The sequence below is a fragment of the Thiocapsa rosea genome, assembly GCF_003634315.1.
Taxonomy (GTDB): Bacteria; Pseudomonadota; Gammaproteobacteria; order Chromatiales; family Chromatiaceae; genus Thiocapsa; species Thiocapsa rosea.
In genome coordinates this window covers 2,513,781-2,540,614 of record NZ_RBXL01000001.1, presented here as the reverse complement: position 1 = coordinate 2,540,614, position 26,834 = coordinate 2,513,781, and the positions used below count along the sequence as shown (strand labels likewise).

General features: G+C 66.9%; 23 protein-coding genes. 14 read left to right on the top strand and 9 right to left on the bottom strand.

Features of this window, described 5'->3' with window-relative positions; genetic code table 11:
* Positions 1–2: 2 nt before the first annotated feature.
* Both BDD21_RS11210 and BDD21_RS11205 read left to right on the top strand, forming a co-directional pair.
* Positions 3–269: a DUF2249 domain-containing protein gene (locus tag BDD21_RS11210; protein ID WP_120797249.1), complete on the top strand. Its 267-nt coding sequence runs from the start codon at positions 3–5 to the stop codon at positions 267–269.
* A gap of 201 nt (positions 270–470) precedes the next feature.
* Positions 471–1,769, top strand: coding sequence for a hypothetical protein (locus BDD21_RS11205; RefSeq protein ID WP_120797248.1), 1,299 nt, complete (start codon positions 471–473; stop codon positions 1,767–1,769).
* Positions 1,770–1,844: 75 nt separating this feature from the next.
* On the opposite strand, the gene BDD21_RS11200 is transcribed toward BDD21_RS11205, so the two are convergent.
* Positions 1,845–2,486: a TusE/DsrC/DsvC family sulfur relay protein gene (locus BDD21_RS11200; protein ID WP_120799866.1), complete on the bottom strand. Its 642-nt coding sequence runs from the start codon at positions 2,484–2,486 to the stop codon at positions 1,845–1,847.
* Between the two features lie 295 nt (positions 2,487–2,781).
* On the opposite strand from BDD21_RS11200, the gene BDD21_RS11195 reads away from it, so the two are divergent.
* The 8 genes from BDD21_RS11195 (at position 2,782) to BDD21_RS11160 (ending at position 13,550) form a co-directional block, all read left to right on the top strand.
* Entirely contained in the window at positions 2,782–3,684 is a 903-nt protein-coding gene (locus BDD21_RS11195) for a LysR family transcriptional regulator (protein WP_120797247.1), read from the top strand.
* Positions 3,685–4,285: 601 nt separating this feature from the next.
* A complete protein-coding gene (locus BDD21_RS11190; protein WP_120797246.1) occupies positions 4,286–4,978 on the top strand; it encodes a hypothetical protein in 693 nt (230 codons plus the stop codon).
* A 25-nt stretch (positions 4,979–5,003) separates the two neighbouring features.
* Positions 5,004–5,894 (top strand): hypothetical protein, encoded by an 891-nt coding sequence (locus tag BDD21_RS29030; RefSeq protein ID WP_120797245.1) that lies wholly within the window; start codon positions 5,004–5,006, stop codon positions 5,892–5,894.
* Between the two features lie 5 nt (positions 5,895–5,899).
* Positions 5,900–7,207: a hypothetical protein gene (locus tag BDD21_RS11180; protein ID WP_170164737.1), complete on the top strand. Its 1,308-nt coding sequence runs from the start codon at positions 5,900–5,902 to the stop codon at positions 7,205–7,207.
* 21 nt (positions 7,208–7,228) lie between these two features.
* On the top strand, positions 7,229–9,160 hold the full coding sequence (locus BDD21_RS11175; protein ID WP_120797243.1) for a hypothetical protein: 1,932 nt from the start codon (positions 7,229–7,231) through the stop codon (positions 9,158–9,160).
* Positions 9,161–9,173: 13 nt separating this feature from the next.
* On the top strand, positions 9,174–10,307 hold the full coding sequence (locus BDD21_RS11170) for an aminotransferase class I/II-fold pyridoxal phosphate-dependent enzyme (protein ID WP_120797242.1): 1,134 nt from the start codon (positions 9,174–9,176) through the stop codon (positions 10,305–10,307).
* A complete protein-coding gene (locus tag BDD21_RS11165; RefSeq protein WP_211335032.1) occupies positions 10,258–12,690 on the top strand; it encodes a peptidoglycan-binding protein in 2,433 nt (810 codons plus the stop codon). The genes BDD21_RS11170 and BDD21_RS11165 overlap by 50 nt, the downstream gene beginning before the upstream one ends.
* Before the next feature lie 14 nt (positions 12,691–12,704).
* Positions 12,705–13,550: an amidohydrolase family protein gene (locus BDD21_RS11160; protein ID WP_120797240.1), complete on the top strand. Its 846-nt coding sequence runs from the start codon at positions 12,705–12,707 to the stop codon at positions 13,548–13,550.
* 120 nt (positions 13,551–13,670) lie between these two features.
* On the opposite strand, the gene BDD21_RS11155 is transcribed toward BDD21_RS11160, so the two are convergent.
* Positions 13,671–15,050 (bottom strand): sigma-54-dependent transcriptional regulator, encoded by a 1,380-nt coding sequence (locus BDD21_RS11155; RefSeq protein ID WP_245969906.1) that lies wholly within the window; start codon positions 15,048–15,050, stop codon positions 13,671–13,673.
* A gap of 666 nt (positions 15,051–15,716) precedes the next feature.
* Between BDD21_RS11155 and BDD21_RS11150 the strand changes: the two genes are divergently transcribed.
* Together BDD21_RS11150 and BDD21_RS11145 are read left to right on the top strand one after the other, a co-directional pair.
* Entirely contained in the window at positions 15,717–16,133 is a 417-nt protein-coding gene (locus BDD21_RS11150; RefSeq protein WP_120797238.1) for a hypothetical protein, read from the top strand.
* Positions 16,130–16,741, top strand: a complete 612-nt coding sequence (locus BDD21_RS11145) for an SCO family protein (protein WP_120797237.1) — start codon at positions 16,130–16,132, stop codon at positions 16,739–16,741. Before BDD21_RS11150 ends, BDD21_RS11145 begins: the two co-directional genes overlap by 4 nt.
* A gap of 312 nt (positions 16,742–17,053) precedes the next feature.
* Here BDD21_RS11145 and BDD21_RS11140 read toward each other — a convergent pair whose 3' ends face one another.
* The 4 genes from BDD21_RS11140 to BDD21_RS11125 all read right to left on the bottom strand — a co-directional run bounded on the left by BDD21_RS11140 (position 17,054) and on the right by BDD21_RS11125 (position 21,230).
* The gene (locus tag BDD21_RS11140) at positions 17,054–18,907 is read right to left on the bottom strand and encodes a nitric oxide reductase activation protein NorD (RefSeq protein WP_120797236.1); all 1,854 of its coding nucleotides are present in this window, start codon (positions 18,905–18,907) and stop codon (positions 17,054–17,056) included.
* Positions 18,829–19,797, bottom strand: a complete 969-nt coding sequence (locus tag BDD21_RS11135; RefSeq protein WP_245969533.1) for a 4Fe-4S binding protein — start codon at positions 19,795–19,797, stop codon at positions 18,829–18,831. Before BDD21_RS11135 ends, BDD21_RS11140 begins: the two co-directional genes overlap by 79 nt.
* On the bottom strand, positions 19,790–20,203 hold the full coding sequence (locus BDD21_RS11130; protein WP_120797235.1) for a hypothetical protein: 414 nt from the start codon (positions 20,201–20,203) through the stop codon (positions 19,790–19,792). Before BDD21_RS11130 ends, BDD21_RS11135 begins: the two co-directional genes overlap by 8 nt.
* A gap of 211 nt (positions 20,204–20,414) precedes the next feature.
* The gene (locus tag BDD21_RS11125; RefSeq protein ID WP_120799865.1) at positions 20,415–21,230 is read right to left on the bottom strand and encodes a CbbQ/NirQ/NorQ/GpvN family protein; all 816 of its coding nucleotides are present in this window, start codon (positions 21,228–21,230) and stop codon (positions 20,415–20,417) included.
* A gap of 409 nt (positions 21,231–21,639) precedes the next feature.
* Here BDD21_RS11125 and chrA point away from each other — a divergent pair, with 409 nt between their 5' ends.
* The gene (gene chrA / locus BDD21_RS11115) at positions 21,640–23,022 is read left to right on the top strand and encodes a chromate efflux transporter (RefSeq protein ID WP_211335030.1); all 1,383 of its coding nucleotides are present in this window, start codon (positions 21,640–21,642) and stop codon (positions 23,020–23,022) included.
* A 198-nt stretch (positions 23,023–23,220) separates the two neighbouring features.
* Here chrA and BDD21_RS11110 read toward each other — a convergent pair whose 3' ends face one another.
* The 3 genes from BDD21_RS11110 to BDD21_RS11100 all read right to left on the bottom strand — a co-directional run bounded on the left by BDD21_RS11110 (position 23,221) and on the right by BDD21_RS11100 (position 25,822).
* Complete coding sequence (locus tag BDD21_RS11110; RefSeq protein ID WP_120797233.1) at positions 23,221–23,640, bottom strand: DsrE family protein; 420 nt, start codon at positions 23,638–23,640, stop codon at positions 23,221–23,223.
* Positions 23,641–23,922: 282 nt separating this feature from the next.
* Positions 23,923–25,344 (bottom strand): cbb3-type cytochrome c oxidase subunit I, encoded by a 1,422-nt coding sequence (locus tag BDD21_RS11105; RefSeq protein WP_120797232.1) that lies wholly within the window; start codon positions 25,342–25,344, stop codon positions 23,923–23,925.
* 25 nt (positions 25,345–25,369) lie between these two features.
* Positions 25,370–25,822 (bottom strand): c-type cytochrome, encoded by a 453-nt coding sequence (locus tag BDD21_RS11100; RefSeq protein ID WP_120797231.1) that lies wholly within the window; start codon positions 25,820–25,822, stop codon positions 25,370–25,372.
* A 184-nt stretch (positions 25,823–26,006) separates the two neighbouring features.
* On the opposite strand from BDD21_RS11100, the gene BDD21_RS11095 reads away from it, so the two are divergent.
* Entirely contained in the window at positions 26,007–26,717 is a 711-nt protein-coding gene (locus BDD21_RS11095; protein ID WP_120797230.1) for a Crp/Fnr family transcriptional regulator, read from the top strand.
* Positions 26,718–26,834 lie beyond the last annotated feature (117 nt).

Genomic DNA, 26,834 nt, shown 5'->3' with positions numbered 1-26,834 from the left:
CCATGGACAGAACACTCGACGTCAGCGATCTTCCCGCCCCGGAGCCGATGGAGCGGATCCTCGATGCACTCGCCGACCTGCCGCCCGGCGATCGTCTGCGCGTGCTCCACCGTCGCGAGCCCTATCCGCTCTACGACATGTTGCGACGCATGGGTTACCGCTGGGAGATCAGCTCGGACGGCGATCGGTATCGCATCCTGATCTCGGCCGTGGCCGCGCGTCAGCGTCCGGTCAGTCGATTACGGCAACAGGGCGCGAGCCGTTTTTAAACCGCGCTGCTCGTTGGGCCACACGGTGCTCATAGCTCGGATTCCAGGTCTTTCCCTGCTCGCCAGCGTCGGCGCCGCGCAGTTTAAAAAGATCAATTTATTCATTTTTCTGAACCGCGTCGCGCCAATGGCTTCAAGTGTCCACGACGCTCCAACCAAACGACAAAGCGACCTCACGCACTCCGAACGCGGTTCAAAAAAATGATGGGCACCGGCGGACTTTCGCTCGATCAGGCCCCGCCGATCGACGTCCCCGCGCGCTTCTTCCTCACCGCGCCGCTGTTCGCGATCGCCGCCGGCCTGCTCTTGGCCTGGCAAGGCCCGACCCTCCTGATCTCGCGCTGGATGCCCGGCGCACTCGCCGCGACCCACCTGATCGCCATCGGCTATCTCGGTTTGATCATGTGCGGTGCGCTGCTTCAGATGTTGCCGGTGGTCGCCGGCGCGCCGGTCCCGGCGGTGCGCCTGGTCGGCACGGCGACACATCTCTTGCTCACCCTCGGCGCCGCCGGGCTGGCTTGGGGGCTTGCGGGAGGCGGCCCAACCCTACTTTGGATGGGGGCCGGCGCCGCTGCGCTGGGGTTCCTGGTCTTTGTGGTCCCGCTCGCGATCGCCCTCGTGCGTGCGCGTGGTGCGCCGGGGACCTTGCTGGCGCTGCGAACGGCCGCCTTGGCCCTGGCGCTCACGGTCGCCCTGGGGTTGTTGCTGGTCGCCGTCCTCCAGGGGTGGATCCGGGTTGCCGAGCACACCCGCTGGGTCGATACGCACGCCGCTTGGGGGTTGATGGGTTGGGTCGGGTTGCTGGTGGTCGGCGTGGCGATCCAGGTGCTGCCCATGTTCTATGTCACCCCGGCCTTTCCGGCGCCGATGCGGCGCTGGTTTGCACCGGCCGTCCTGGTCGGGATCGGCGTGGCGAGTGCTGCCTGGATACTGGGGGCCGACCTCGTCGGGCAGTCCGTCTTCGGTGCGATCACGCTGGGCTTCTTCGGCTTTGCCCTGATCACACTGCGCTTGATCAAACGCCGCGAGCGACCACGACTCGACCCGACCCTGCTGCACTGGTGGGCGGCCATGCTGAGCCTCTGCGGCGCTGCGCTCGCTTGGGCCTTCGCGGCGCCGCCGACCCTGATCGGCGTGCTGCTGTTGGTGGGGGTCGGCGTCGGACTACCGGCCGGTATGCTGTTTAAGATCCTGCCGTTCTTGACCTGGTTTCACCTCCAGCATCGCCAGCTCGCGAGCGGACGGTTCGACCTGCGCATCCCGCACATGGGCAGCCTGCTGTCGACGCGGTGGGCACGGGTTCAGTTCGGCTTACATCTCGCCGCCCTGGTGCTGCTCGTGTGCAGCCTGTGGGTTCCGGTCTTGGCCCGACCTGCAGGCATCGCGCTCGCACTGGCCTCGTTGGTCTTGCTCGTGTTGCTCATCGGGGTGGCGCGCACCTATCGACGGTTCGCTGCCCTGCTCCGGTCCGCGCCTTCAAAAGCGGGACCGCAAACCTGAATCGACCTCATCCGACTGCGCCCCCTCTCCCCAGCCCTCCGCGAGGGGGGGCGGGGTGTGAACGCTTACTTCCGCTCAGTGCTCACCCTTCGTGCGCAGCAGCCCGGCCAACCGATTGCCTTGCTTCTGCGGACCGCCGCGCGGGAAGAGTCGATGCAGGTAGCGGTTGCTGCCCTTCTCGCCCCCCCAGACCTTGCGGAAGTGGGCGATCATGTCGCGCACCATGGCCTGGGTGCCATGCTTGGCATAGCTCGCTCTCAGGAAGCGGATGATCTCCCAATGCTCCGCGTTCAGCTCCAGCCCGTCATGAGCCGCCAAGGCGCGGGCAAACTCCTCCGACCAATCCGACGGATCCACGAGGTAGCCTTCGCTGTCGGTGAGGATCGCGCGGTCACCGACCTGGATGCTGCGCGTGGTCATGCTCGGGTAGGCGTTGCTGCCGGAGGGAAACTCGCCGGGTAAGCCCTTCGAGTCCCGCTCGGATTGCGTGATCGACCAAAGCTCGATCGGGATCTCGCCGTCGAGACGACCGTCGAAACGCTCCACACCGGACACCAGAATCTTCCCGCTGGTCGGCGGCAGATCAAAGTGCGCCACACCCGCGCGGTCGGTGAAGACCGGCGCGGTCTCCGAGCCGTCCGCATCCAGCTTGAGCACGACTGGCGTGCGTTTGAGCGGTTCGCTCGTGACCTTCATGGACACCTTTACGTCAATCATCGTCTCGTCTCCGACTCCATCGATCTTGATCTCTATCATCAAATTAGCTGCTACTTGACCCCAAGACAAACGAATCCTTTCGGCGATAGATATCGACGTTTTCGATTCAAAACCCGACCTCATGGCGGTATGCTGCATCGGAACCCACAGCCTTGATGACCCGGGAACCTTATCCACGACGGGGTTTCAACCAAAGACATGTTCAAGCACCTAAACCGCGTCCGCTCCGACGCTGATGGATCGATACAAAGCGCATCCAACAGGAAACGGGCGCATGTCATGATGGACATGGCTTATGGACATTGACCAGGTCAGGACCTTCTTGGCGGTGGCCGCGCACGGGAGCTTCCAAGAGGCCGCCAACCGCGTGCACGTCACCCAATCCACGGTCAGCGCACGCATTCAGGGTCTCGAGCATTACCTGAACGCACGGTTGTTCGTGCGCAATCGCTCGGGGGCGACGCTGACGCCCGCAGGTCGGCGATTTCTTCGGCACGCAAAGTCACTGGTGCTGACGCTCGAGCAGGCCCGTCACGACGTCGGTCTCCCCAGCCGCTTTCGAGCCAGCATCACGATCGGCGCACGGATCGCCCTTTGGGACGGCTTTTTACCGCTCTGGGCGGGTCGGATGCGCGAGCAGGCACCGGATGTCTCGATCAGCAGCGAGATCGGTTTCGAGGAGGACCTGATGCGGCGCATGGTCGAGGGCACGCTGGATCTCGCGCTGATGTACACACCGCAGCACAGCGCCGGCCTTCAAGTCGAGCACCTGTTCGACGAGACACTGGTCCTGGTGACCAGCGATCCGAAGCGGACCGAACTGGACGACGGCTATGTTTACGTGAGCTGGGGACCGACCTTCTACGCCCAGCACAGCAAGGTCTACCCGAATCTGGAACGGCCTGCCCAGATGGCCAACATCGGCTGGCTCGGTCTGCAGTTGATCCTGGCCAACGGAGGGACCTGCTTCGTCCCGGAGCGCGTCGCCGCACCGTACGTGCGTGCGGGATGCCTGCACGTCGCACCCGAAAGCCCGCAGTTTCTGTTGCCGGCCTATGTGGTCTATCCGTTGGAGAGCGAGTCCCCCGTACTCGATGCAGCGTTGTCGACCCTGCACGCCGTCATCGCGGAACGATCGCCCGCCGACGGCGGCACCTCGACGGAATGCTCGCCCGAGCCGATCGCTGCCGGGCACTAGACGTATCGTCGCAGCGCGCGAGGACGCGGCCCAGCACCGCCTGGCTAGGGGCGGTCAGGGTTTGGATCCCGCGGCACTTGTACTCGAATTCGCTCTCCGACACCCATCCCGCAATCGCCGAACCCGGCACCCGCTGCGCCGGCAGCCTATGCCCGGGAACGAATCCCTTCCCTGATCGGCCCAGCCTAGCTCGGCGTCGCCCGCGACGGCGAAGGGCACCTCTAGCTCGGCACCGGGTGTCGTAACCGCTAAGCGCGAAACGGCTCACCGGTCGGAGCAACGCCTCGGCCGATGCCCTTCGCCGGCTGACCTGCGCCGGGCGGAAAGCGGCAACACCTTCGGCCAGCGCCAGCTGATCCACAGGCTACGCCGAGCCGACAGGGCCCTAGCGCTAAAGGGTGAGCCGGCAGGTGCGGAGCCGCCGAAGCACGTTTCGCCTGCGGAGCCCGGTTTCCCCTGGTCAGCGAAGCCCGCTTCGTTGGCGCCACGCACTGAACCCGGCAACGACGCGGCCCCATGCGTTGGCACGCTGGCTGCTCACAGACGCCATAGGGAGCGACTGGCTCCCGCCTCCACAACCCCAACACGCGAGAGTCAGGTCATGGATCATCCAAACGCCTTTGCGGAATTCTCTCCCCAGTTCGAGGCCCCGTTCGGAACCCAGCTCGAGAGCTTCGAGTTCGAGGGACCGGACTGGAGCGGCGAGGCCGAGCACGAGTTCGAGTTCGAGTTCGAGTATGAGGTCTTCGACGAGGCCGAGTTGATGGAGTTGGCCGGCGAACTGCTGGCGGTCGACTCGGAGGCGGAACTGGATCAGTTCCTCGGCAAGCTGGTGCGCCGCGTCGGCAGCGCGGTCGGGCGCGCGGTGCGCTCGCCGCTTGGCCGGCAAATCGGCGGCTTCCTGAAGGGCGCGGCCAAGCGCGCGTTGCCGCTCGCGGGCGCTGCCTTGGGCGGCATGGTCGGCGGCCCGCTCGGCGCGAAGATCGGTAGCGGCCTGGCCAACGCGGCTGGCGGCGCGCTCGGCCTCGAGGCCGAGATGTTGTCCCCGGAGGACCAAGAGTTCGAGGGCGCCAAGCAGTTCGTGCGTCTCGGCGGACAGGCGGTGCGAGCGGCGTTGCAAGCCCCAGCCGGTGCGAATACTGCCGCCGCCGCGCAGCAGGCAGTGACCAGCGCCGCCGCGCAACTCGCGCCGGGCCTGTTGCAAGGCCGCCCGTCGCGCCGGCCGCCGATGCCGGCCGGTGGTTCCGGACGCTGGGTCCGCCAGGGCCGCAACGTGCTGTTGCTGAACGTCTGAGTACCGGTCTTCCAGAGGAATCGACATGCACGATCTCGATCGGGTACGGCTCGAGTCCGGCGCGGACTTCGAGCAATGGGCTGAGCCGCCTGCGGACAACGGCGCGTCCGCACTGCAGGCCGAGGCGTTTGAATTCGAGGCCAGCGAAGAGCCCTTCGCCGCAGCTGGCGAGATGGTGTTCGACGAGGCGCAGGAGATGGAACTGGCCGGCGAACTGCTGGCGACGACCTCCGACGCCGAGCTGGACCAGTTCCTTGGCGCCCTGATCGGGCGGGCTGGCCAGGTCATCGGCCAGGCCGTCCGCTCGCCCACAGCACAGGCGCTCGGTGGCTATCTGAAGGGCGCGGCCCGGCAGGCCCTCCCGGCTGTCGGCGGCTGGGTGGGCGATCAGCTCGGCTCGGCCGCGGGCAGCTGGGCTGGTGGTCGGGTCGGGTCGGCCGCGGGGGGACTGGCCGGCAGTCGCCTCGGTGGGGTCCCCGGTGGGGCGGCCGGCCGCATAGCCGGGGGAGCGGCGGGCCGCTATGTCGGTGGCAGGGCCGGCAGCGCCGCCGGACGCTGGCTCGGCACGCAGGCCGGCACTGCGGCGGGCCGGCTGTTCGGGCTCGAACTCGAGGGTCTGAGCGGTGAAGACCAAGAGTTCGAGGTCGCGCGGCACTTTGTCCGTTTCGCCGGTGCCGCGGTGCGCAACGCTGCCACCGCTCCGGCCTCGCCGAATCCGGTTGCGGCGGCCCGTGCCGCAGCCATCGCCGCAGCCGAGCGCCATGCGCCCGGCCTGTTGCGGCCGACCGCCCCGAGGCGGCCGGGTCCGGCCGTGGCGCCGGCGATCGGCACCTCCTCTGCCCTCGGTTTGGCGGGCCGGGCGCAGAGCGGGCGCTGGATGCGCCGCGGCAATAAAATCGTCGTGCTCGGGCTGTAGCGGTCATGGACGCCGCGACTGCCGCCCATCTGCTGTTGGACCAGGAGGCCCGCGCGCTGCAGACGCGGGTCGCCCGGATCAAGCCGTTCGTGCTCAACGAGCCGATGCTGCCGGCGGCGAACCTGCTGCCGCCGGCGCAGATCGCGATTGAACAACTGCTGGCCCGGGGACGCTATGAACTGAAGTCGGGAATCGTCGCCTTTCTGCGCTGGCTGCACGGACCATCCGGCCGTGCCGCAAGTCCGGCCTTGGCGCAGCGGCGATTCATCGGGCTGCGGCTGCGGTTCAACGCCGTGCTCACACAGCTCGATCTGTTCAGCGACGTGATCACCCAGCGCAGCGAGAGCGACAATGGGGTCTGGATGTCCGGGCTCGACGTGGTGGCAAGCGATGCGCTGGCCCTACCCGGTTATCTAACCCCGCCGCCGGTGATCTGCTACCTGGACCGCGGTATCGGTGCGGCGATCCGCCGCGCCCGCACCCGACTGCCCGGCGGTGGCGAGAACCCGGTCGCGATCATCCGGGTGCCGCGGGAGCGGATGATCGGCAGCGGCATCGCCTCGTCGCTGGTGCATGAGGTGGGCCATCAGGCATCGGCATTACTTGACCTGGTGCCGTCGCTCGCCGCCGTACTGAAGGGTGAACCGCACGCCTCGGGGGACCCCGAGGTCTGGGCCCTGTTCGAGCGCTGGCTGTCGGAGATCCTCGCCGACTTCTGGTCGGTTGCACGAGTCGGGCTGGCCTCGACGCTTGGGCTGATCGGCGTCGTCAGCCTGCCGCGGGCCTTCGTGTTCCGGCTCAACCTCGACGACCCGCACCCGATGCCCTGGCTGCGAGTAAAGATCAGTTGCGCGATCGGCGCGGCGCTGTACCCGCACCCGCAATGGGCCCGGACTGCCCGACTGTGGCAGGCATTCTATCCGCTGGACCGGCTGGACCCGGTCCGGCGCGACCTGATCGGCCGCGTCGAGGCGACCCTACCGGAGTTCATCGGGCTGGTCGTGAATCACCGCCCGGCGGCCTTGCGGGGGCGTTCGCTGCGCGAGGTGCTGGACCTCGATGCGCGCCAGCCGGCCCGGCTGCTCGCCCGCTTCGAGACCTGGCGCCGGCAACCGGCGCTGTTGTACCGGGCGCCGCCGGCTCTGGCCTTCGCGGTGCTTGGGCAGGCCAAGGCGGACGGGCACCTGAGCCCGGAAGACGAGGGCGAACTGCTGGCGCGGCTGCTGACCCACTGGGCCATGCGCAGCACGCTGGAGGCCAAGGCCATCTGCGCCGCGCGGGCGGCACCGCCCGCGCGGGCGTCCCTTCACTGACCACATTCGGAGAACCCCATCATGGCAACGCTCACGGTGACACCCGCGAATGCCTACGAGGGCGGCAACATCACCTTCACGCTGGTCTTCAACCCGACCGAACTGACTCCAGAAAGCAAAGACCGGGTTTTCGACTCTTGCTTTCGCATCCGGATCAAGGACACCAGCCTGGAACCCTCAGAGGTCTCGGCGACGAGCCCGAAAAGACTGGAAGCGAACCAGAAGAGGCTGACCTGGGATCTGCCCACCGCGGGTCTGGCCGAAGGCTCCTATGAGGCAGTCGCGCAGGTGGCGACGGACGACAACTGCGATGAGGTGACCGAGAGCGATTGGACTGAGCGGACTCTTCCTGTGAAGCGCTTCAGCATCCTCGGCGCACCGATCTCCACGCGTACCTTCCTGCAGCGGGCCGCGACCAACGAGACCAACGACCAGGGCCTTTGGGCGCTGATCCGCAACCGCACCAACGCGCTGGGGTTCGAACGCTATCGCGCGTTCATCGACCGGCTGTTCTGCACCCCCGATGATATTGAACTCAAGCAGGTCCGCGACCGGCTGGGCAATCTGCCTCAACTCAGTCTGCATGGTCCCTACGCCTACTCGGTGCTGAAGCTCGCGACCCAGGTCTTCCTAACCCTGGAGGCCGGGATGATCGCCCGTGCGTCGCCGTGGGATCCGCCTGATACCACCACGGATGCCGGGATGATTCGCGACCGCAACTGGGGCGGCAAAGGCTTGCTCGATTCCGGCTCGGAGCAAAGTGAGCGCTACCGCCTCAACGACCCGGGCGCGACGTTCGCAGACCTCGAGCGCCGGCTCGGTCAATACGTCGGTGCCGGTACACCGGTGCTGCCGTATCTCGACCGCATCGTCCGCGCCCTTGGATCGTTTTCCCCCGGCAATGCTGCCGAGTTTGAGGATCACTGCCAGAGCGTGTTGCTGCACCGCTTCAGCAACCCCAGCCTGCTCGAACTAATCTGGTCCTACTGGCACGAGGAGGGGATGGTCGCACAGACGATGAACGCGATCGTGCTGCGCTTCCAGAACCAGCGCTCCGGGGCGGTGGACCCCCTCGCCGAACTGGAACTCGATCCGCTGCGACCGCTGAACAACCTGCTCTGGGGCTATGTGCAGGACGAAAACAACCGGCTCACGGTGCGCCGCCGTGCCTTCGAGTACGACCACCACTACGGGGTCAAGCTGGTCGGGCGCGCGGTGCCGGAACTGCAAACGGCCGACAGCCGTTCCAAGTTCATCGAGGCATTCCACAACCTGTTGTATCGGACAGCGATCTTCTACCGCGAGGACGCCGACACCACGATCATCGCCGACGCCTTCCCGCTGCTCAATGCGTTGAAGGACGTGCACCTGCTGCTGGCCGAGGGCGCGCACAACCAGTACGGCGACCTGCCCTGGACCTCGCGTGCCGAGATGCTCACCGAGCAATGGCTGCTGGCCCGCCCGGAGATGCGCGAATTCCTGCGCGGTCGGCACATGGTGCCGTACCAGGAGGCATGGATGGGCGCGGTAGACGCGATGAAGAAGCTCCAGGGCTGGGGCGACACCACCATCACCCATTTCAACGAGCTGGCGGTGGACGGGGAGCGCATCCTGTTGTCGATCCGCTTCGGCGACTGGAGCGATCTCGACAACACCGAGGAGCAGGCACGCAACTGGGCGCGCTACTGGAAGCCGGAGATCCAGCGCTATCTCTATGGATATCTCGCGGTGACCGGCGTCGACCTGATGGCCGACATCACCGATCACCGCGAAGCCGCGACCCGCTACCTGCAGCCCTCGACGCTGCTCGCGCAGCGCCTGGCGTCCCAGCCCCGCCGCGGGGTGCTGCCGGCGCCGGCCGGGGTCGCGATGCTGCCGGCCGGGGCGCGGCGTTCCGGTGCCTCGGTACCGGTGCTGCCGGCGGCGGTGCCGCGCCAGCGGCGGGAGGACTGAGTGCGGCGCGGCGATGCCCGACTTCACCTCGGCCCTGTATCTCGGGATGCGCCACGCCCACGCCAGCCTCTGCCCCTGGGCAGCCCTGACCACGGGTCGCCCGGCGGCGCTGCAACCGCCGCCCGCCGAGGCTGCAGTGGCCGCCCGGCTCGCGGTTTTGATGGGCTGCGAGGCGGCGGTCATGGCGCCGTCGACGCTGCACCTGGCCTTAGACCTGCTGGAACTGGTCGCGGGTGGTCGGGTAGCCCTGCTGGTGGAGGCCGGGACCTATCCGATCTTGCGATGGGGTCTGCCGCAGGTCGTCGCGTCGGGAATTCCGGTGCTCGCCCTCGCGCACCATAACCCCGGTGCGCTCGACGCGGCGATCGCCGCCGTGGCGGCGCAGGGGAGGCGGCCGATCGTGGTCGCCGATGGCCTGTGCCCGGCGACCGGCGCACCGGCCCCACTGCCGGACTACCTGGCCCTGGTCGCGGCCACTGACGGCCTGTTGATCATCGACGACACCCAGGCGCTCGGCATCCTCGGGCGCTCGCCGGACGCTGGGCAACCCTGGGGGCGGGACGGCGGCGGCACCGCCGCCTGGCACGGTCTGCGTTCGCCAGCGCTGGTGGTGATCGCGTCGCTGGCCAAGGGCCTCGGCGCACCGGTCGCGGTGCTGGCCGGCAATCGGGCGTTGATCACGGCCTTCGCCGCCCGAAGCCGGACGCGGTCCCACTGCAGCCCGCCCTCGGCCGCGCACCTGGCTGCGGCCGACCACGCCTTAGCCGAAAACCGCGCAACGGGCGAAGCTCGGCGAGCGCGGCTGCTCCGTTCCATCCGGCGCCTGCACCGCCGGCTCGACGGATACGGCATCCGGGTCCGAGGCGGCCTGTTCCCGGTACAGACCCCGGCGCTAAGCGCCAACGCCCCAGCAGTTCATGCCGGTCTCGCGGCGGGGGGGATCGCCGCCGTGCTGCACCAGCTGGAGGATGGGCACCCAACGGCGCTGAGCCTGCTCGTGACCGCCGATCATCAACCCTGGGAGATCGACCTCGCGGCCCATGCGCTGGCCGGACTCGCCTCCCGTACGCGCGCCGGACGGCCGGCCTGGAGAACCGATGATGAACGATCTGCTGCGCTTTCGCCCCGCCCCGTTTCCGGAACTTGACCCTGAGTTCGCGGCCGCTCCGGCCGGCTCCGGCATGGCCGACGCCTTCGCAGAGGTCGGCGAGACGGGTAGCTGGGACAACGAACTCGGTGAATGGGACGATGAAGCACCCGACACTTGGGCCGAAGTCGCTGGCGAACTGCCTTTCGCTGATCCCGCCGCAGATGAGATCGCGCGTCGCCGCCTGGTGCGCGGCAGCCCGTCGCCCCGGCGCACCGGGTCAAAGTTGCAACGGCCCTCGCCGCGCGCCGCTTCGACGCCGCAACGGCGGCCAGCGATCCGGCGACCGCTCCCGACGGCTGGCGCCCGCCCACGCCCGCTGCCCATGCGCCCGCTGAGGCGGTTGCCCCGCCTGCCGATGCTGCCGCTGCGACCGGTTGTCGGCGTGCGGCCGATCCTGGCGGTGCTGCCGATCGCGCCGACCCCGTCCGCGACCAAGCAGCCGGACGAGCCCCTGGCGCATGGTGCGACCAGTGGTGACGCGGCCGCATCCGCGTCGCCCGAGGCCACCCCCTCCGAGCACGTACGCTGGGTGCAGGACTGCCTGAACCGCGCGCTGGGCCTTGTGCTGCCGGTAGACGGCGTACTCGCCGCTCCGACCCGCAGCGCCGTGCGCACCTTCCAGGAGCGCCAGGGCCTGGCCGTCAGCGGGTTGATCGGGCCGGACACCGAGGCGGCGCTGCGGGTGGCCTGTGCGCCCGGACCAACCGACCCGCCAGCCACCCCTTCCGCCGACACGCCCGACACCGAATTGACCGCTCGCCCACGTCACGGCGTGGACTGCACCTGCCCCACCTGCACCCGGAGAAAGCCGATGCGCCCCGCACCCGCCTTTGCCGCCGTGCCCTTCACACCGACCGGGACCGAACCGGCAGCCGAACTGCTGACTTCGCCACCCCGGGCAGGCGAGACCCCGACGAACGCGAGCCAGGCGCAAGTGCGTTGGATTCAGTCCACGCTGAATCGCGTGCTCAGCCTGCGCCTGGCCGTCGACGGCGTCCTGGGCTCCCAGACCCGGGCTGCCATCCGCACCTTTCAACAGCGCCAAGGGCTCCCCGTCGATGGCATCGTCGGCCGCCGCACCGAGGCCGCGTTGCGGGCGGCCGGCGCGCCGCCTCCATCGGGCACCGGCAGCACGCCAGCGGGGCCTGCCTGCCGACCCTTGAGCGCCTCCGCCGTGGATTGTCGGCAACCGTCGGCGTCACCGCGCCCGCCGACCGGTTCCGGGGCGATCCAGGTCTATCCGGCGACGGACCCGGACCTGCGCGACCGCCTGCTGTACAACTTCGACATCAACGATCACCGGCTGAAGCCCGAGCACAGACGGGAGCTGACCGCACTGCTGCGGTTCATGGTTGCCGACCACCGCGCGCGCCTGACCGGCAACTGGGTGGTCAGCATCGCTGGCATGGCCAGTCGCTCCGGCACCCGGACCTTCAACGACGCCCTGTCCGGGCGCCGTGCAGCTTGCGTGGAGCGCTTCCTGCGGGACGAACTGGCCCGGGTCGCCCCGAGCCTGGCCCCGCGTGTGGTGTTCGACACTTGCTTTCAGGGCTTCCAGGGGGCGCCCACCGGTGAGAACGCCCTTTACCGGGCCGTGCGCATCGCGATTCACCGGCCCGGCCGCCGGCCACCGCCGGTTCCCATACCCGTGCCTCCGGCGCGGCCCGCCTGTGCGTTCGCGCCGTCGGCTCACGGCTTCCGCTTCTTCAACCGCTTCACGCTGCCGACGGCCCTGACGCGGGCGCTGACCTCGCCCCCGCTGGGCCCGATCCTCACGCGACTCGGCGTCTCCGTGGGCAGCGGGGCCTACGGCCTCTGTGGCGGCATGAGCACGCTGGCACTGGACCATTTCCGCTACCGAGTGCCGATCCCGACCCCAACCACCGAGCCAGCCATCGGCAGCCCGCTGTACAACCGGCTGCTCTCGCGGCAGTTGGATTCGCTGAACCTGAACCTCGCGTCGGTCGGGCCAGAACTCGGCGCGCCGGTGCTGAAGTTCGCCGACTGGATGGGGCGGCCGGATCGCGGATCCGGCGGTGTGGCGGCCTTGACCGCAGCGGAGTTCGTGCGGGTGCGGGCCAGCCTGGCGCGTGGGGACGAATTGATCCTCGGTCTGGTGCTGACCAGCCGCGCGAGCGGCGGCGCCCTGACAGACAACCACCAGGTGCTCGCCCGCTGCCTGTACCAGGTCGCGCCCGACCGCTGGGAGGTCATGATCTACGACCCGAACTTCCCCGGCTGCAACACCGCGAAGCTCGAGGTGCGCCTGATTGGCCGCGAGGCGCTGACGCGGCGGCTCGTGACCTGTCCGGGCGCGGCGACCCGGACCACGGCGGTGCGCGGGTTCTTCATCATGCCCTATCGGGCGACCCGCCCCTGACCGCGGCCCCGGCGATGATCATCGACATGCACTGCCACGCCGGCCACGGCGACGGACTGACTGGCCCTTGGGACACCGCTGCGCCGCTCGACAAATACCTGCGGCGGGCCGCCGTGGCCGGCATCGACCGCAGCGTGTTGTTCGCCGCGTTCCATTCCGACAACGCAGTGGCCAACCGGGAGGTCGCACGGATCGTCGCGAGCCGGCCGGGGCGCTTCTATGGGCTCGCCTTCGTGCATGCCGCGCGCGACCGCGGACGGGTGCATGACCTGGTACGCGAGGCGGTCGAGGAGTTCGGCTTCGTCGGCATCAAGGTGCATCGCCACGACGCGCCGATCAGCCGCGAGGTCTGCGCGGCGGCCCGCACCTTCCGGCTGCCGGTGCTCTACGACCTGACCGGCGAGGTTGCGGTCTGCGAATTGCTGGCCCAAGAGTACCCGGACGTGAACTTCATCATCCCGCATCTCGGCAGCTTCGCCGACGACTGGCGAGCGCAACTGGCCCTGACCGATCATCTGGTGCGACACCCGAACATCTACACCGACACCGCCGGGGTGCGGCGTTTCGACCTGCTGGAAGCGGCGGTGCGTCGGGCCGGTCCAGGCAAGGTGTTGTTCGGCAGCGACGGGCCGTGGCTGCACCCGGCGGTGGAACTGGCCAAGGTGCCGGCGCTTGGGTTGCCGCCGGTCGCCGAGGCATTGGTGCTGGGAGGTAACTTCCTACGACTGATCGCCAACGCCGGGCAGGCCCGTGGCTGGCTGCCGCACCCGTCCGTGCAGGCACGGACCCCGGCCTGGAGCGACGAGGTCGGCCCGCCGCGCGGAGATCCCTGGTTGACCGCCGGGGCGGACGGGCACTGAGGGGCTTCGGGTACGCCTTCGATGACGACAACAATCGTTGCGTCAACGCCCCCCTTAGCTGCTGTCAAGTCGGCGCCGAGCGAAAGCGGCAATACCCGCCTCGGATCGGTTGTTCCGCTGTCAGGTTGCGGCCTCCTGGCGCCGTTTAGCGCGCCGCTCCTGCAACGCGCGGTCGGTGATTCCCAGCACCTGCGCCGCCCGTTGCAGGTTGTTGTCGGCGTCGGTGACGGCGACCTGCTCGGCCAGGTCGTCCACCGCCCGGATCAGCGCCTTGAGCCCGATGCCGGCGGCGAGTGCGCTGCGCACCAAGGGCTCCAGGTTGGCTGCGGGCCACTCGGAGCCACCCGCGTCGTCCGCTGTCGGTCGCTCCTCCGACGGAATGCTGCCGACGGTGATCAAATCGCCACCCGGATGCCGCAACAACAGCCGGGTGACCCGCTGGCGCAGCTCGCGCGCATTGCCAGGGTAGTCGTGGCAAAGGAACCAGGCCCGCGTGGCTGCGTCGAGCTCAGGCGGCGGGTCATCGGGGCGCAGCAGGCGCAGAAAATGCTCGGCCAGCGGCAGAATGTCCTCTCTGCGCTCGCGCAGCGGTGGCAGTCGGTGGACCTGACTCGCGATGCGGTGATACAGATCCGCGCGAAAGGCGCCCGCGCGCACCAGGGCCGTGAGGTCCCGGTTGGTTGCGCAAAGCAGGCGGAACCGGGTCTGCTGCCAGGTGTTGCCACCGACCCGCTTGTAACTCCCCTCCTGGATCACGCGCAACAACTGCGCCTGCAACGGCAGTGGCAACTCCCCGACCTCGTCGAGCAGCAGGGTGCCGCCGTTGGCGAGCGCGAAGGCGCCCTCGCGTTGGGCCACGGCCCCGGTGAATGCGCCGCGCTCGTGGCCGAAGAGTTCGCTGCCGGCGAGGTCCGGCACGATGGTGGTGCAGTCGAGCACCTGGAGTTCGGGCTTGGCGGTCCGCGGGTCCAGCGTATGTATCAGGCGCGCCGCCTCTTCCTTGCCGGTGCCGCTCTCGCCGAGAAGCAACACCGGGGCCTGCGTGAACCGGGCAGTTTCGATCAGCGCACGCAACGTCTGCTGCCAGACGTCGCTGGTGCCGACCAGCGCCGCCCTGACCGCTGCCGACGCGAGCGACTCGTCAACAGCCGCCCAGCGCTCCAGCCGGGCGTGGATCCGCGCCGCGCAGTCCGGACCCGCATCCCAGGCCAGCACGTCGGCGGCGCCGGCCGCGAGGAGCCGCCAAACCTCCGGCGGCCGGGGCGCACGCCGGAGCGCCACCGCCACCACCCGTCGCCGACCACCGCCGCTGGACTGCCTCACGTGGTTCAACACTGCCGCGTCCGGCTCATCGAACAGCAGGATGCCGTGGCCGGGCGCCGCGGCCTCAGTCCTGAGAGCCCCCGCCGCAGGCGCGAGCCCGATCCCGACGGCACTCAACGCTGCCTGGTACTCGCGCACCCGGATTCCCCCTGGATCGCCGTAACACTCCAGCTGCACCGTCAACACCGCACTATCCTCCTGACGACGAAAGGTGCGCCGCCGGTCTGTCAGTGGTTTTCGGAGATGCGTGCGTCGGGCTGCGTTGTGATTGTGGTGCGCTGCGGGGCCGGTCGGGTACGCCGTTGATCACGGCGATCCCGGCCTTCAGATGATGAATGCTAGCCCCCTCTGCGTGCGGTGTCCACGAGTACCGCGGGCGTCACGGCCTGACGGTGCAGGCCGCGGGCGAGGAATGGTTGGTGGAGCATACCCTGGCCGACCATTCGAAACCGCGCCCGGCGCGGTATGCGATATTTTTGGATGGAATCGGCCCCGACCGACTTGACGACGGTTGGAGCCGGCGCGGTTCAAAAATTTGATCTGCCTCAAGGGACCGGAGTCCCGCTGGTCTATGCTGAGGATCGAGCCTGGGCCTCGCGCATTACCCGGCCACGCCGCCGATCAGGGCCGTAGGGACAAGCGTAGCGCAGTCCACCGGCATGGGCGCCGAGCTCGGTGGACTTCGCTTTCACTCGTCCACCCTACCGGTCTACCGGTCTACCGGCCGATGGTGTGCAGAAGGGCAACCCTGGCGTCGATCCCGATGATGAACAGAGAGCGCTTGTCGAGGATCCGCGTGCACCCGCAAACACACCAACCCCGCCGAAGCGTTGGAGGGCCCGCATGCGATTTCCGATTCTGACCGGTCTGTTGCTGGTGTTGACGGGGCTCGCTTTCGCCGATCCGACTGGCTCGACCGAGATCGGCTTCGCAGAGGTCCAGACGCTGGGGTCGCTCAACGGCCAAGCGCTGGCCTGTCGGCAGTTCGATGCATCCACCGAGGCGAAGGCATTGATGATCGGCTATGCCCCCAAAACCCGCCGCTACGGCATACTCTTCGAAACGGCGACCAACGCGGCCTTCCTCGCGGCGACCAAGGACGGCGCGCCCTGCCCGACCGAGACCGATTTGGAGGCGCGACTGACGGAATCGGCGGCAGCTCTGAAGGCGGTGTTCCCGGAGCAGGCGAACCCTGTACCGTCGGAGACACAACCGACCGGAGCCGAGCCGTCCCTGTCGATCGACGAGAACGGATCATGACGGTCCCGGCCGTCGCCGTCGTTGCCGCACTGTTTTTGGCTGCCGGCTCGGTGTCGGGATCGGTCCTCGCCTCCGATGCGCCAGTCGACGATGCGCGTCCGCCGAGCGGACGTTATCTCCTGATGGACGCCAACGGACGCGCCGTCACCGACGCCGACTTTCCGGGCCAATTCCAGCTCGTTGCTTTCGGCTACACCTACTGCCCCGACATCTGCCCGACCACGCTGGTCGAGACCGCGGCGATCCTGAAGCAGTTGGGCGAGCGCGCCGAGCGCGTCCAGCCGATCTTCATCACGGTCGATCCGCAGCGCGATACTCCGGAGGTGCTGACGACCTATACCGCCTACTTCCACCCGCGCATCATCGGTCTCACCGGCTCGCCCGCACTCGTCGAACGCGCCGCCCGAAACTTCAACGTCCGCTTCGAGAAGGTCACCGAGCCGGGCGCACCGGCCGATCGATACCACGTCGATCACAGCGCCGGGATGTATCTGCTTGGCCCCGACGGGAGCTATATCCGAAAGTTCGGTTACTCGACATCGGCCGCAGCGATTGCCGAGCGGATCGAGATGCTCCTGGACGAGACCCCGACAGCGCTCCTGCCCTGACGAGCATGCGGGGCCAGCGTGCGGGATATCAGGATTTTCGGGACAGGAACGACCAGCGTGTGCGTGCGAATTTATTCGCACGCACACGCCTTCAGGTCTTCCGGAGACGCACAGTCGGCATGCTTAAACCGCGCCCGGTGCGGTATGCGTCATGTGTTGGAATGGCTTGGCCGCGCCCGCTCCGACGACTGTCGGAGCCGGCGCGGCTTAAGGTATTAAAAAGATTAAATTTAAACCGCGTCTCACCAAGATCAAGGAAGTCTCCGACGCTAAACACAAAAGGAAAATGACGCATTTCGCTCTGGACGCGGTTTAAGCGGTCAGCCGCGCATAGAGCACGGGGAGCTGCTCAGGGAGCTCGGCAGGCCGGCGGATGACGACATAGCCGCCGGTGCCGAAGAGGTGGGGAAGATAGTCGTTGCCGCGCTCGTCGATGGTGACGCAGAAGCAGGTCAGGCCGAGGTCGCGGGCCTCCCGGACGGCGCGGCGGGTGTCTTCGATCCCGTAGCGACCGTCGTAGCGGTCGAGATCGTTGGGCTTGCCGTCGGAGAGGATCAGCAGGAGACGGCGTCCGCCCGGTTGCGCGGCGAGCACACGGGTCGCGTAGCGGATCGCGGCGCCCATGCGGGTGTAATAGCCGGGCTTGATGGCGGCGATGCGCCCGCGCACGGCGGCGCCGTGAGGCTCGTCGAAATCCTTAAGGTTATGGATCCGCACGGGGTCGCGGCGACGCGAGGAGAAGCCGAGCATGCCGAAGGGGTCGCCGGTCGCGGCCAAGCTCTCGGCGAAGAGGAAGAGACTGTCTCGGATGACATCGATGACCCGTGCGCGGTCGTCCACCCAGGTATCGGTCGAGAGCGAGAGATCCGAGAGCAGCAGACACACCAGATCACGCGCCCCTTTGCGCATGTCGCGATAGAGTCCGTCCCCGGGTGCGGCAGCCCCGGCACGGCGATCCGTGGCGAAACGCAGATAGGCGTCCAGGTCGATCTCCTGTCCGTCGGACTGGCCGCGCTGCCAGACGCGCGCCGGGGCAAGGGCCTGGAACTGGTGGCGCAAACGATGGGCCGTGCGGCGCAAGTGCTCGGGCAGCCCGCAGGGTGTGGCGTGCGCGGCGACCAGCGGGACCACGCGACACTGATTCGGGCGAAGTGCACCCTGTCGCCAGTCCCACTCGGGCAAGAGGATCCCTTCCGAGAGGACGAGGTCGTCCTCGGACTCGGCCGGGAGGTCCAGGTCGAATTTCAGGCGTGCACCGTGTGCCTTACGGTCGCGTGCGACCGAGATGCGGTCCAGATCGGCGGCGGCGGTGCGGGCGCGCTCCAGGTCGTCCTCCTCGTCGGTCCCGCGGTCGACCTGGACATGCTCGTCCCAGGTGAGGATGTTCTCCATGCGAATCGTGATCAGACCCTGGTCCTTCTCCGGCATGGCGACCCGCTCGGCACGTCGCCGACGGCGCTCGCCGAGCGACTCGACGGCGGCATCGCGATCGATGTCCTGCGACTCGCCGCAGGAGAGATCGGACCCCGCAATGTCTGACCAGGCGCCTGGCGGGAGTTCGGGATCGGGATGGAGCCAGAGGACGACCGGATAGGGCGGACGACGCCCCGCCGGGAGTCGCTCGACGCTGCCGGGGTCTTCGAGCGCAAGACGGATGGCCTCCTCGCGCGCACGCTCCTGTGCCGGCAGCGCGCGCGGATCCGGGCGCAGGTCGAGATGGGCGTCGAGCAGACGTCGGTAGCGCGGACGCAGGCCCGGAAAACGCGTGAGCGTCCGGCGGGCTTGGTCCTGGCTCTCGACGAGCCAATCTCGGGTTGGGCCTGTCTGTTGGGCCGCGAGCGCGGCGAGCCAGATGTAGAGATCGCGATTCAGCGCACGCTCCGCGAAGAGGTCGATCCGGGCGGGCAGACGCAACGAACGCTCGTCGCGCCAGGCCAGCTCGACCTTGTCCTCGAGACCGGCGAGTCGTTGCAGGAACCCGCGACGCGCACCGTGTGCGCTCGCCTCCGCCGCTTCGACCTGGAGTCCGCCGTCGCCGCCGAGCGCACGGAAGAAGATCCCGATGGGACCGGCGACCTCGTCCAGCGTCACCGCAGCAAAGGGGTGCCGCCGTTCCGAGAGACGGGTGATGGCGCGATGCCAGAGTGCTCCGACCTGTTCTTCCATCGATTTGCGGACAACCGTTGCGTTGAAGGATTCTCGCTTCGCGCGGTGGACGTCGTGGCCGGGCGACCGGTCACGACCGGGAACGCCTCCGCACCCTCCACCCAGCGCAGCAGGCTCTGCCGCGGGTCGCCGTGCTGGACCTGTGTGCAGGCCGCGATGCACTCGGCGCACTCGGTACAGGTGAACATCTTGCGCTTGAGCGTGCGCGGCTTCAGACGCATCGGACAGGCATGGTCGCAGGCGTTGTCGCAATCGGCGCAGGCGGCGGCGCGGCGGGTGTCGAAGCCGACCACCGCAAGCAGGGTCGGGATCCAGTACCGGCGTTTCCAATACGGGGCCGATGCCGTGGGCTTTGGGCTCGGATCCCACGCGTCGGTCCTGTCGCCGGTCACGCACGCACTCGCCGAGCCTCCAGACGATGCGTCACTCGGCGCGGAGCGTCGGGAGATGCGCGGTACCGCAAGAGCGGTGTCACGAGCGCCTTGCGGAATGGGACCGCGCAGCGGCGGCGGCAGGGTGCGGCGCTCCCAGAGGTTGGGTTTCCCGGATGCGCGGCGCATCAGTGCATTGATCGTCTCGACGACGGAGAAATGCGGGCACAGCCAACCGCAGTAGAGACGCCCGTATCGCCAAGCAATGATCAAGAAGAGCCCAGCCCCGCCGAAGATGGGCAAAAAGCCGCGTACGAAGAGGTTGAGCGTCGCATCGCCGATGCCGGTGCGGCCGGCGAGAAAGTCCTCGATCCCGAGCGTCCAGTGCTGCCCGAACAGGATCGCGTGTCCGAGCGTGAGATCGATCCGAAAGAGATCGAGCGGAGGCGCCAGCAGGAAGAGCGAAAAGAAGCCGACCTGAAACCAGGCACGCCGTTGTTGCAGCCGGGTTCTAGACATGGCGTTTTGCCCGAGGGCACCCGGCCGGCAGCGGCGGCCCGAGGAAGGGGTAACGCCAGCAGTGGCCCGCCAACGCCTTGGCTAAGCCGAAGACGCCGAGCAGGACCAGCGTGGTGTGGCAGACGATGAAATAGAGGATCACCAGCGTCCAGACATACATGGCCCCTGCACCGGCAAGCGCCATCACTGCGGAGATCACGATGATCAGGAGCAACCCTGCCCAGAGACTCGCCCGGACCGTTTGATCCAGATGCGCAGCCGCCAGCGGTGCGCGACCCTCCCGGCCCCAAAACGCGAGCGCCAGCAGGAGCAGGAAGCCGATACCGGGCAGGATGAGCAGGTTGGCGAGATACAGCGACTCGGCGGCAATGGCGATCCGCTGACCTTCAGGCCGGGTACTCTTCATGAGGATTCAACCGCGTTTGATGGGCTAAACCGCGTCCAGAGCGACATGCGTCATTCTTGTTTTATGTTCAGCATCGGAGACTTCCTTGATCTTGGCGAGACGCGGCTTTAACGTAAAATTCTTATACTTTAAACCGCGCCGACTCCAACGGTCGTCACGTCTACCGGGGCCGATCCCATCCAAAAACATCGCATACCGCGCCGGGCGCGGTTTAAACGCGTGTTGCATCGATCACCTCCGCAAGTGCCGCGATGGTCTCGGCATCGTCGGTCAAGGGCTCGACCAGCGCGGCGAGACAGGCATCGCGTGGGTCCATACCGGCCTGGATCAGGGTCGCCGCGTAGACGAGCAGGCGGGTCGAGACGCCTTCCTCGAGGTCGTGGTCCTTGAGCGCCCGCAACGCGCCGGCGATCCGCACCAGCACCTCGGCCCATGCGCTGTCGATCCCGGTCTCGCCGATGAGGATCGCGGCCTCCAGGCGTGGCGCGGGAAAGCCGAGTGTGACGGCGACGAAGCGCTGGCGCGTGCTCGGCTTCATTCCCTTGAGCAGAGTCTGATAGCCGGGATTGTAAGAAACGACCAGCATGAATCCCGGCGGCGCCTGCAACGTCTCGCCGGTGCGCTCCAAGGGCAGGATGCGTCGATCGTCGGTCAGCGGATGCAGCACCACCGTGGTGTCCTTGCGCGCCTCCACCACCTCGTCGAGATAGCAGACGGCGCCCTCGCGCACCGCACGCGTAAGCGGACCATCGCTCCAGAAGGTCCCTTCAGTGCCGATCAGATGACGACCCACCAGGTCAGCCGCGGTGAGGTCGTCATGACAGGCGACGGTGTAGAGCGCGCGCTCCAGGCGCTCGGCCATATAGCGCACGAAGCGGGTCTTACCGCACCCCGTCGGCCCCTTAATCATCACCGGCAGGCGGTTGTGGAAGGCGTATTCGAAGAGCGCGACCTCGCGGCCTTGCGGCTTGTAAAAGATGGACGGGCGCTCCGGCTCGGCGGAGACCTGAGCCGCGTGGCCGGTCATCGCGCCGGAGATCGGAATCGAGATCGGACGGACGGCGTGTCTGGATGTCATCTGTGCTCAGTCGGCAAATGTGAAGGCGATGGTGATCGGGGTTCCGGGGATGAAGATCCAGATCGCCGAATCACCCGGCGGGTAACGCACGGGCAGCACTGCGGTGAGCGTGGCGGACATCGAGGACTCCAGGTCGGGTCGGGCATCGGCGGCCCCTGATTGACCTGCATCCTAGCGGTGCGCTCGGGTATCGACTTTGATCGACATCAATTCGCGTCGTCGCGATCTGAGCGCTGCGGATATCATCCGGATGATCGTCGGGATTGCGGAAACGTTGGCGGGACGCCACCGTGACCGACGCCAACCGCCGCATAGAACGGCCCGGTCAAACTTGCACCCATCCAGGTGAGCCATGTCCATGTCCACGTCCACTGCGCGCGAGGCCGCAGCCCCCGTCGGCGACGCCCCACCCGAGCAGGTATCGCTGCCGGAGGCGTTTCGTTATTGGCTCAAACTCGGCTTCGTCAGCTTCGGCGGGCCGGCCGGGCAGATCTCGATGATGCATACGGAGCTGGTGGAGCGGCGGCGCTGGATCAGCGAGCATCGATTCCTGCATGCGCTGAACTACACCATGGTTCTGCCCGGACCGGAGGCGCAGCAACTCGCGACCTATATCGGCTGGCTGATGCACGGGACGCTCGGCGGCATCGTGGCAGGTGTCCTCTTTGTCCTGCCGTCGCTCGGGATCCTGATCGCGCTGACCTTCGTCTATCTGGCCTATGGTGACCTGCCGATCGTCGCCGGCATCCTCTACGGGATCAAGCCGGCGGTGACGGCGATCGTGGTGTTCGCGGCCTGGCGCATCGGCTCCCGAGCGCTGCGCAACGGGGCACTCTGGGCGATCGCCGTAGCGGCCTTCGTCGCTATTTTCGCGCTGAAGGTGCCGTTTCCGGCGATCGTGCTCGGCGCAGGCCTGATCGGCTATCTGGGCGGGCGGATCGCGCCGGATCGATTCAAGACGGGCGGCGGGCATGGGTCCGGCGGCGGCGACTATGGCACTGCGATCATCGACGACGACACGCCGCTGCCGGCGCGCGCTCGCTTCTCTTGGCGGCATACCTTGGGCTACGCCCTGGTCGGACTCTCGCTCTGGGGTTTGGTCGAAGGTCTACTCTGGCTCGTCTACGGCTGGCAGGGGCCGTTGACCCAGATGGGCTGGTTCTTCACCAAGGCGGCGTTCGTCACCTTCGGCGGTGCCTACGCGGTGCTGCCCTACGTCTACCAAGGCGGGGTCGAGACCCACGGCTGGCTGACCGGGACCCAGATGATCGACGGGCTGGCGCTCGGCGAGACCACGCCCGGGCCGCTCATCATGGTGGTCGCATTCGTCGGCTTCGTAGGTGCCTGGACCAAGGAGATCTTCGGCCCCGATGCACTGCTGCTCGCCGGGATCGCAGGGGCAAGCGTAGCCACCTTCTTCACCTTTCTGCCGTCGTTTCTCTTCATCCTGATCGGTGCACCGGCGATCGAGGCGACGCGGCATGATCTGAAGTTCACCGCGCCCCTGACCGGCATCACCGCGGCCGTGGTCGGTGTCATCGTCAACCTGGCGGTGTTCTTTGCCTGGCATGTGCTCTGGCCCGAGGGGAGCGAGGCGGCACCGTTCGCCGGGCCTTTCGAGTGGTTCTCGCTGTTGCTCGCCGTCTCGGCCTTCGTGGCGCTGTGGCGATTCAAGGTCGGCATCATCCCGGTGATCGCGGCGTGCGCACTGGCCGGGCTGGGCTGGGCTATTCGCACCTGACTCCACTCTAAACCGCGTCCAGAGCGACATGCGTCATTTTCATGTTGCGTTGGGCTTCGGAGACGCCCTCGATCTCGGTGATGCGCGGTTAATAATTTAATCTTTTTCAATACTTTAAACCGCGCCAGCTCCGACGGTCGTGGGAGCTGGCGCGGTCAAGTCATCCCAGCACATGACGCATACCGCACCGGGCGCGGTTTACCAGGTCAAGGTTTGAGTGTCGTCTTTGAACAGTGCGCCGCCGGTCAGCTCGGGGTTGCCGACCTGAGCACCGGGGATCAGATCCGCCTCGGCGACACCGTAGTGCTTCATGCACATGGGACACACCAGGACCAGGGCGCCCTTGTCGATCATCGCGGCCAGTTTCTCCTGGTGCTCGCCGAAGGTCGCGGCATTCGCCTTGGCCCCGATGAAGACGCCCTTGTCGTTGAGGAAGATGGTCAAGGGGTGGCCGCGCTCGAGTTGATTCTTTCCGAACGTGATGCCCATGTTCGCGCGGTGCGGGTCATCCGTTGTCAAGTTGATGAAGAGCGGGTCGTCGTCGCTCGCCAGGACGGGCGCCACGAGGCCGCCGGCAATCAAGACAAAGGCCACGAGAAAAGTGGATAGGAAACGCATAGCGGTGTCCTCGACATTATGGTGATTGGGTTTATTGGGGTGGTCGCGATCAACACGATCGTCCTATCGGCAAAAGCCCCGGACACCCTCCTGCAACGGCGACCGGGTCCACGCAGCGTAACCCGAGGGGATGCGCCCCGAAAAGGTGCAGGACGATGAAAGGTCGACATCGTCGCACCCCACGCGCACGATCGACAGGCCGTATCACACCCGGTTTAGCGCCATTGTCGGGCGCGGCCGCGACAGGATAGCCGCGACCGGGCCGGGCTCGGATCTCGCTCCTCAGACACCTGCCGGACTCGACGGCATGGGACCGGCATCCAGCGCCTGCGGGTGCTTGGCATCTCGCGCCGCGACGAAGAAGGACGCGATGTAGGTGCCCAAACCACCCAGGAAGACGAGCCCCGAGATCACACGGAGCCAGTAGAAAAGCGCCACCTTCTCCTGCACCACCATGAAGGGCAGCGGCGTCTCCGTATACCGTTGCAGGAAGATCTGCAGGATCCCCGCGGCGGTAAGGAACAGCGTGATGAACACCATGGAGACGCTCATGAGCCAAAAGGACCACATCTCCAAGACCTGCGAGCGCATGCTGTTGGCCTCCCGACCGTTCAGGAGCGGCATGGCGTAGGAGATCATGGTGATGTTGATCAGCACATAGGCCCCATAGAAGGCGAGATGCCCATGAGCGGCCGTGATTTGAGAGCCGTGGGTGTAGAAGTTCACCGGCGCCAAGGTATGCAGGAAGCCCCAGACGCCCGCGCCGAGGAATGCGAGCACCGCCGTGCCGAGCGCCCATAAGACGGCCGCCTTGTTCGGGTGATTGCGTCGACGCTGGTTGACCATGTTGAAGGCGAACACCGTCATCATGAAGAAGGGCAGAGGTTCGAGTGCCGAGAAGATGGAGCCCCACCATTGCCAGTATTCCGGGGTACCGATCCAGTAGTAATGGTGTCCGGTGCCGATGATGCCCGTGATCAAAGCCAAGGCGACGATGATATAGAGCCATTTCTCGACCACCTCGCGATCGACGCCTGTCGTCTTGATCAGCACAAAGGCCAGCATGGACGCCATAATCAGCTCCCAGACGCCTTCGACCCACAGATGCACCACCCACCACCAGTAAAACTTATCCAGCACCAGGTTGGTCGGGTTATAGAAAGCGAACAGGAACAAGAGCGCAAGACCGAGCAGACCGATCAGCATGATCAGACTCACGACCGTCTTGCGTCCCTTGAGCACCGTCATGCCGATGTTGAACAGGAAGGCGAGCGCGACGATTACGATGCCGACCTTGGTGATGGTCGGCTGCTCCAGGAACTCCCGCCCCATGGTCGGCAGGATGTCGTTGCCGGTCATCTCGGCGAGGCGTGCATAAGGAACCGCAAGATAGCCGATCACGGTCAGGGCAGCGGCGATCAGGAAGACCCAGAAGGTCAGATGCGCCAGCCAGGGCGCATACAGCTCCCGCTCGCTCTCCTCCGGGATCAGATAATAGGCCGCGCCCATGAAGCCCATCAACAGCCAGACGATCAGGGTGTTGGTGTGCACCATGCGCGCAACATTGAAGGGGATCTCCGGAAAGAGGGAATCACCGATGACATATTGGATGCCCAGGATGATTCCGAAGATCACTTGGGCGAGAAAGAGTCCGATCGCAGCAATAAAATACGGCTTGGCGACGGCTTGGGACGTGTATTTCATCACATGGGTTCTCCGGTGCAGCGACTCAGCCTTGGATGTTCGGCGGCCAGCCTGCCGCATCGATCTCGGAGCTGTATTTCAGGAACTCGGCGATCGCATCGAGCTCCTCGTCGGTGAAGTTGAACTGGGGCATGCTGCGCCGACCGGGGATGCCCATCGGGGGGCGACTCTGGATATAGGCCTTGATCGCCTCCTTGCTGTTGCCGAAACGGGTATAGACGTTTCCCAGCTCGGGCGCGAAATAGGCCCCTTCACCGAGCAGCGTATGGCAACCGATACAGTTGTTGTTCTCCCAGAGCACTTTGCCCTTGGCGATGCGTTGGCCCACCTCGGTCGAAAGGTCCAGTTGATGGCGTTGATCGCGCTCGGGCAAGGCGAAAGAGGTGTCGAGCGTCAGGGCGAGAAACAGCAGGATGAAGAACACGGAGCCACCGTAAAAGATGTTCCGCGCCATGGATTTCGTAAAGACTTGCGCCACGGATAAGGCCCTCGGTGATGGATCGAACCCTGGCCGCATTGCACGTTCCCGAGGCATGATCTGCCTTGATGCAAATCAAGCCGATCCGGTCGCCGATCGTGGCTCTCCGGCTTGACACAGCCGTCACGCTCCCGTAGATCGACGCGAGATCTCAACCACCGGCGACCCCGCTACAAGGCATCCGATGATCGACGAGTTGAAGACCGCACCCCTGCTCGCCGGACTCAGCCACGACCAACTCGAGCGCGTGAGCCAGCACGCGACGCGTGTCACCCTCGGCGCCGAGCAGCTTCTGTTCAGTCAGGGGGATCCCGCGGAGCGCTTCTACCTCGTTCTCAAGGGCCGGATCCAGCTCTTTCGGCTCTCGCCGGGCGGGGCGGAGAAGGTCATCGAGCTGGTTTCTCCCGGCCAAACCTTCGCCGAGGCGCTGATGTTTCTCAACGCCCCGCGCTATCCGGTCTGCGCAGGCGCATTGGCGCCGTCCGAGCTGCTGAGCTTGGACGCGCGGGACTTCGCACTGATGCTGCGCGAGTCGGTCGACACCTGCTTTCTGATGCTCGGCTCGCTCAGTCAGCGCCTGCGCGGTCTGATCGGCGAGATCGACAACCTGACCATGCACACGGCAAGCAGCCGAGTCGCGCGCTATCTGCTCACGAAGGTCTCGCCCGAGAGTCGTTCGGTCAAGCTGGACGTGCGCAAGGGCGTGCTGGCCTCGCGTCTGTCGATCCAGCCGGAGACCTTCTCGCGCGTGATGAAAGAGCTTGCCGGGCGGGGCACCATCGAGGTCCACGGAGCCCAGGTCACCATCCTCGACCGTCCCGCACTCGGCGAGGTTGCGGAGCTACAGGACAATATCGAGCTGGGTCCGCCGAGCAGCGGGCCGCCGGGGCTGTGATTCACGGCTGATCAAGGAACATTCGAGAAGACGCCTTCACGCCGTGCGCCGCATAAACCGCGCCCGCTCCGGCGGTCGTCGGAGCAGGCGCGGCCAAGCCAATCCAAAAAACGACGC

Excerpts from the sequence above, each read along its gene's own strand:
- BDD21_RS11210 (WP_120797249.1), top strand. The coding sequence starts at position 3 with ATGGACAGAACACTCGACGTCAGCGATCTTCCCGCCCCGGAGCCGATG.
- BDD21_RS11205 (WP_120797248.1), top strand. The coding sequence starts at position 471 with ATGATGGGCACCGGCGGACTTTCGCTCGATCAGGCCCCGCCGATCGAC.
- BDD21_RS11200 (WP_120799866.1), bottom strand. The coding sequence starts at position 2,486 with ATGATTGACGTAAAGGTGTCCATGAAGGTCACGAGCGAACCGCTCAAA.
- BDD21_RS11195 (WP_120797247.1), top strand. The coding sequence starts at position 2,782 with ATGGACATTGACCAGGTCAGGACCTTCTTGGCGGTGGCCGCGCACGGG.
- BDD21_RS11190 (WP_120797246.1), top strand. The coding sequence starts at position 4,286 with ATGGATCATCCAAACGCCTTTGCGGAATTCTCTCCCCAGTTCGAGGCC.
- BDD21_RS29030 (WP_120797245.1), top strand. The coding sequence starts at position 5,004 with ATGCACGATCTCGATCGGGTACGGCTCGAGTCCGGCGCGGACTTCGAG.
- BDD21_RS11180 (WP_170164737.1), top strand. The coding sequence starts at position 5,900 with ATGGACGCCGCGACTGCCGCCCATCTGCTGTTGGACCAGGAGGCCCGC.
- BDD21_RS11175 (WP_120797243.1), top strand. The coding sequence starts at position 7,229 with ATGGCAACGCTCACGGTGACACCCGCGAATGCCTACGAGGGCGGCAAC.
- BDD21_RS11170 (WP_120797242.1), top strand. The coding sequence starts at position 9,174 with ATGCCCGACTTCACCTCGGCCCTGTATCTCGGGATGCGCCACGCCCAC.
- BDD21_RS11165 (WP_211335032.1), top strand. The coding sequence starts at position 10,258 with ATGATGAACGATCTGCTGCGCTTTCGCCCCGCCCCGTTTCCGGAACTT.
- BDD21_RS11160 (WP_120797240.1), top strand. The coding sequence starts at position 12,705 with ATGATCATCGACATGCACTGCCACGCCGGCCACGGCGACGGACTGACT.
- BDD21_RS11150 (WP_120797238.1), top strand. The coding sequence starts at position 15,717 with ATGCGATTTCCGATTCTGACCGGTCTGTTGCTGGTGTTGACGGGGCTC.
- BDD21_RS11145 (WP_120797237.1), top strand. The coding sequence starts at position 16,130 with ATGACGGTCCCGGCCGTCGCCGTCGTTGCCGCACTGTTTTTGGCTGCC.
- BDD21_RS11140 (WP_120797236.1), bottom strand. The coding sequence starts at position 18,907 with ATGGAAGAACAGGTCGGAGCACTCTGGCATCGCGCCATCACCCGTCTC.
- BDD21_RS11135 (WP_245969533.1), bottom strand. The coding sequence starts at position 19,797 with ATGTCTAGAACCCGGCTGCAACAACGGCGTGCCTGGTTTCAGGTCGGC.
- BDD21_RS11130 (WP_120797235.1), bottom strand. The coding sequence starts at position 20,203 with ATGAAGAGTACCCGGCCTGAAGGTCAGCGGATCGCCATTGCCGCCGAG.
- BDD21_RS11125 (WP_120799865.1), bottom strand. The coding sequence starts at position 21,230 with ATGACCGGCCACGCGGCTCAGGTCTCCGCCGAGCCGGAGCGCCCGTCC.
- chrA (WP_211335030.1), top strand. The coding sequence starts at position 21,640 with ATGTCCACGTCCACTGCGCGCGAGGCCGCAGCCCCCGTCGGCGACGCC.
- BDD21_RS11110 (WP_120797233.1), bottom strand. The coding sequence starts at position 23,640 with ATGCGTTTCCTATCCACTTTTCTCGTGGCCTTTGTCTTGATTGCCGGC.
- BDD21_RS11105 (WP_120797232.1), bottom strand. The coding sequence starts at position 25,344 with ATGAAATACACGTCCCAAGCCGTCGCCAAGCCGTATTTTATTGCTGCG.
- BDD21_RS11095 (WP_120797230.1), top strand. The coding sequence starts at position 26,007 with ATGATCGACGAGTTGAAGACCGCACCCCTGCTCGCCGGACTCAGCCAC.